A 5,116-nucleotide genomic window follows, 5' to 3' on the forward strand; every position below is an offset into this window, starting at 1 on the left:
TACGGGCTACGCGTGGCGCAGCCACGCAGGAGCCCGTAGGGCGAAGCGTGCCCGGCGTAGCCTCTTCGCGAAGCCGGGCGTTTGAGCCCCCCAAGTCTCGCTTGAGCCGCGCTCTCTGATCTCCGATCAACCCTGTCAAACAGCCTGCCGCTCATCGCAGCCGTCGCTCGCGCCCACACGGCCGCGCTCTCGCGGCCTGATCAGCCCGAGCTCTGCTGCATGTGAGCGTCCTCATCGATTGAGAGGGCGCAGGGAAGGCCGAGTGCCGACTGGCACCCATGGCCCCCGTGCGAAAAAAATGCACGGGGCAGGAACCACAGGCTCAGCCGGAAACAACCCGGCCTTCCCTGCGCGATGGTTTGAACGGCTGCTCCGCGCTCTCCCAGGGGACCGGCTTGCTTGCCCCCGTCATCGACATCGTCGCCGACCAAGACACCAGCGTCGGGGTGTCGGGACCACACGGCTTGACCGTCCGCGGCACGACGTTCGTCCGCACCCTCAAGGATGCTGCGTCGCTCCGCGGCCACCGCTCCCCGCCGCAACGTCCCGTGACGATCGCGATGCGCCCCTCTCAGTGCGGGCGGGATGGCCGGATAAGATCACTGATTTGGGGGCGGCGTCAACAAAATTTCTGGTATTCGGAATTCGCGGCTTGCATCGCTCCCGTGCCGCGCACATCGACAACGCCAGGTATCACCTGCCGGCTCGAAGCTGCCTTCGTCGGCCTCTATGATTTCTGCTTTGGCACAGTCGACCGCGCGAAGACGGCATCGATGAGAACGATACCAACGACAGCCGGGCGAGAAGGCGCGCTCGTCTCTCACTCCGTCATTCCGGGGCGCGCGCAGCGCGAGCCCGGAATCCATAGCCACGACATCGCGTGTGGCGCGAGATAGCCGTGGCGCTGGTGGACGACGCCCGACGAGTTGGGGTTATGGATTCCGGGCTCGTCGCTACGCGCCGCCCCGGAATGACGCGTGGAGAGAGTGTGCCCTCAATCTCGCCGTCTTGCGCCAGCCGCCAAACGGATCCGGACCTATAGCAGCGCGACCAAAGCAAATGCTGCAGGAGAGCGCAAACTTCAATGCGAGCGCTTTCGCGAGTATCCGGACTATTTCCTCCGACGATGATGAAGTCGATAAAGACGGGTGGGGCGAAGGATTCATCGCCGTGACGACCATAGGGCAAGCGTCGCGCGATGTCGGCTTCTGTCACCGACAACGGACCTCGAGCCACTTGTCATCCGCTGATCCTCTCCTGTAGGATCACTTGGCGGTCACAGGCTCGGCAATTTTGCTGCCTAAGTGGCGCTCCAAATGAATGCTGAGATCAGCTTCGATTGCTACTACCCGGAAGACTGCAACCACATTGAAGGCTGCTATCGCCTTCCTGGCGAGGAGTGGCGAGTTTTCTATTTCACCCGCCGGTGGCAGGGAAAGCCGGAAGTCCTACTAGACGCGGTCTGGAGGAGCGGAATCAGGGGCGTCCAAGTGAATCACCCCAAAGATGCTGCGCTCAACAACTCCGTCGTGATGCAAACGCTATCGAGTGCACTCGGCGTGACGCACTGGACGGAGGTTCGCGGTCCCGACTCTCTCCGGCTCAAATAGCTTGGCGTTAGCCAACCTCTACGGATGCCCACAGAAACAGCGCGCCCCCAGCACGCCAGAGCCATGAACGAACGCGAGACTCTCCGCGCCCTCCAAGACGGCATATTTGCTGCGTGGATTGACTTGCTGCGACAGAACCGGGGCGCCGAGGGACGGCCGGACGACTACTATGCCCTGACCGTCGAGAACGTCCGAGGTCATGGCGAGCAGTTTGACCTGTGCCTCACGTTTCGCGCCGACAGGATATATTGCTGCTGCGAAGACATCTGCCATACGGGTCTCTTCACCGAACGGCGGTGGCAGCAGCTGCGCGCGGCACTCGCTGCTCATGGCGTCGAATCCCAAAAGCCGCTCGTCGTGCGGATTCACACTCGGCTCGAAGCAGGCGCACGACTGCGCTGCGGCCGGACCGATGACCCCGAGCCCGAAATGCACGATCAAGGCCCATGGACGCTGACGGTCCGAGAACCGCCCCGGGTCGCTCCAGCTCATCACGAATGATCCTCGAATTGAGGAAGTCAGGGGGATATGGACCGTGGGGCTCCCTCTTCCGGCACCAGCCTGCCAGCCACGTATTTCCCTCAGTATTCCGGCCGTCCGTGACCGGTTAAGAATTGCTTAACCCAAATCGCGCCATCGTTTGGCGCGAGCCGCGGGGTGAATACCCGCGCTGGCGGTAGGCGGCGATCGGGACGACAGCATCCGTCGCGTTCGAATGTCGCTGGGCCGGTTGCGCTCGGGCGTACGTCAGCGGCGATGCCGGTGGCGATCAGTATCCAAAGGTCATGTCGGGACGTCTCACTCGCGGGGCTGCAGCGCTCGCGCGCGTGACGATTCGATCCGACGCTTTGGCGTTCGGCGGCTTCGGGGCCGCGGCACGCCGGATCAACGGCCGGAACGCAGCGCGACACCACGAGACACAAAGGCGAGCCCTCGACATGAGCACCACTGCCCTCGACAGCCACACGCAGTTTCAATCGATCCTCGGCCAGATCAGGACGCTCGCCTACAAATATATCGAGGACAAGGACTACGTCAGCGCGCAGCTCGCCTTCCAGAAGCTGCTCGAGCTCGACCCCAAGGACATCAATGCCCGCTTCATCTATGCGCAGCTGATCGACGACGGCTCGCACAAGAAGCGCGCCGAGGCGCGCGACATGATGCTGGCGATCCTCGACGAGAACCCGCAGATCTTCGAGCAGGCCACCGAGGGCAATCTGCACCTGATCCGCAGCGCGGCGGTGCGCTGCAGCCATGTCGGGCCGTTCACGCGGTCGATGGAGCTGTTCCGCAAGCTCGCCAAAGCCTCCAACGAGGCCGCCGACTATTTCTCGCTCAGCGAGATCCTGACCCAGAACAACGAGTTCGAGGAGGCGGTGGCGGCGCTCGAGAAGGCCATCCAGCTCAACCCGGCCTACGACAACCCGCTCAACCGCGAGACGCTGGATCTGGCGCGCACCAACGCCAAGAAGGGCAGCAAGGCCAAGGAGGCCAAGGGCCGCGCCAAGGTCGGCCGCTATCCGGAGACCAAAGATTTCCTCGGCGACCTGCAGACGCTGATCACCAACCACATCGCGGTCAACCTCGCTGCCGCGCCCAAATTCCTCGACAAGAGCACGCGCTTCTTCACCATGGGCTCGTGCTTCGCGCGCAACCTCTCCAAGAGCCTCAACGACAGCGGCTACAACAGCCACCACATGGAGATCTCGGAGTACATCAACACGACGTTCGCCAACCGCGTGTTCGTCGACTGGCTGCGCGGCGCCAAGATCGATCCGGAGATCCGCGAGCGCATCGTCGAGCTGCTGCCGCCGGGATCGAGCCAGGAGAACACGCTTGCCGTCATCAAGCAGGCCGACGTGTTCATCCTGACGCTCGGCGTGGCCGCCGCGTTCTTCGATCGCGAGACCGGCGCCTTCGTGCTGCCGCGGCCGACCGCGCTGAACTCGCGGGCGCTGGCCGAGAAGTACAAGTTCCGCACCGCCAGCGTGCAGGAGAACGTCGACAATGTGCGCTACCTGATCGACTTCGTCCGCAGCGTCCGGCCGGGCATCAAGGTGATCGTCACGGTGTCGCCGGTGCCGCTGCTGACGTCGTTCGAATATGAATCGGTGGTGCAGGCCGACTGCCTGTCGAAGAGCACGATGCGGCTGGTGGCGCACGAGATCGTCAACAATTCGGACCTCGAGGACATCTGGTACTGGCCGTCCTTCGAGGTGTTCCGCTGGGGCGGCTCCAACGCCTCCAGCTTCTTCGCGGCCGATGACGGCGCCGCCTGGCACGTCTCGGAGGACAAGGTGTCGGCGACCGTGCGCGCCTTCGTGCAGACCTTCTCGCCCGTCTGAGCGGACAGCTTGCGGAGCGGCGGCCTCAGGGCAGCCGCTTGCGCCACAGGCGGATGACCATGATGCCGGCCTGGGCGTAGCCCGGCGGCGAGCTCTCGGGGCCGAACGGCGTCTTCGAGTACAGCGAGCTGGAGATCAGGAAGCCGCCGACATAGGGCTCCGGCAATCCCGACAGCGCCAGGAAGCAGCGGTGCGTCAGCAGCCCCTCCTCCGGCAGGTTGCCGCGCACCAGCCGGCAGTCGCCGATGCCGGTGAAGGCGATGCCGTTGAGCTGGCCCTCGGTGTAGGTGCCGAGCAGGGTCGGATCCATCGCCTGGCCGATGCACACCCGCATCTCGCCGATGCTCTTGTCGTTGCTGCCGGTCATTCGGCCGTCGCTGGCCTGCACGTTGAGCGCATGAACCGAGAGCTGGTCCTCCAGCGCCGGCGCGAAGCCGGTCTTGGTCGGCGCGCAGAAGTCCGACGGCACGACGCGGCCGTGGCGGACGCTGCGGGCGAGGTAGATCTCCTCGACCTCATTCTCGCCGCCCTGCGCCCGCCCTGGCCCGTTGCTGGCGAGCATCCCGAGCACGGCCATCAGACCCGCAATCATCATTCGGCGCATGCGCCCATCCCTTCCCGCGAATCGATGATCCCTATCGGATTCGGCGAACTTCCAGAACAGCACCAACGAACAGTACGTATGCATACGATCATACCCCAGCCTTCGATCGTTCCGGGCTCATGGAACACTGTGCGGTGACGGTATTGTGGTAGCAAACTCAGGTGAACGGGATCGGCATGCGCGTCACTGCGCACGTGCTTCGACGATCGTTGTCTGGATGTCCGACAGGCGCGTCCCGGCGCCGCTGGTGCCCCTCCACGGAAGTCGCAGGGGCCGGAAAAAGGTTCTGAAAAAAATGGTGTCCGGTGCCGCGACCGCGTGCCGCCGGCTTCGGCTCAACTCAGGCTCGCATGGCCCGATGTGACCGGGATCACATCCGGAGCTCGCAGCGCCCGGTAAACCTCGCCGCAGTCAACGAGGGGAGCTTTACAATGCGCAAGATGATCCTGATCGGAGCCATGGTGCTCGCGTCCGCCACGGTCGCCCACGCCCAGGGCACCCGCAGCCTGTCGCTGTCGTCGAGCGACAGCACGGCGCCCGCGCCGCAGCGTCCGGTC

The 5,116-nt window shown here is 64.3% G+C and carries 4 protein-coding genes; 2 read left to right on the forward strand and 2 right to left on the reverse strand.

The window, feature by feature from the left end:
- The first annotated feature begins 395 nt into the window (after window positions 1-395).
- Window positions 396-896: a hypothetical protein gene (locus BRAO375_RS37660; RefSeq protein WP_139031477.1), complete on the forward strand. Its 501-nt coding sequence runs from the start codon at window positions 396-398 to the stop codon at window positions 894-896.
- Between the two features lie 732 nt (window positions 897-1,628).
- Here the strand turns inward: BRAO375_RS37660 and BRAO375_RS26960 are convergent.
- A complete protein-coding gene (locus tag BRAO375_RS26960) occupies window positions 1,629-2,102 on the reverse strand; it encodes a hypothetical protein (RefSeq protein WP_009030598.1) in 474 nt (157 codons plus the stop codon).
- A gap of 446 nt (window positions 2,103-2,548) precedes the next feature.
- Between BRAO375_RS26960 and BRAO375_RS26965 the strand changes: the two genes are divergently transcribed.
- Window positions 2,549-3,955 (forward strand): GSCFA domain-containing protein, encoded by a 1,407-nt coding sequence (locus BRAO375_RS26965; protein ID WP_009030599.1) that lies wholly within the window; start codon window positions 2,549-2,551, stop codon window positions 3,953-3,955.
- A 25-nt stretch (window positions 3,956-3,980) separates the two neighbouring features.
- On the opposite strand, the gene BRAO375_RS26970 is transcribed toward BRAO375_RS26965, so the two are convergent.
- Window positions 3,981-4,559 (reverse strand): hypothetical protein, encoded by a 579-nt coding sequence (locus tag BRAO375_RS26970; RefSeq protein ID WP_009030600.1) that lies wholly within the window; start codon window positions 4,557-4,559, stop codon window positions 3,981-3,983.
- Between the last annotated feature and the right edge of the window lie 557 nt (window positions 4,560-5,116).

It is taken from the genome of Bradyrhizobium sp. ORS 375 (assembly GCF_000239775.1).
In the GTDB taxonomy this organism is placed as follows: domain Bacteria; phylum Pseudomonadota; class Alphaproteobacteria; order Rhizobiales; family Xanthobacteraceae; genus Bradyrhizobium.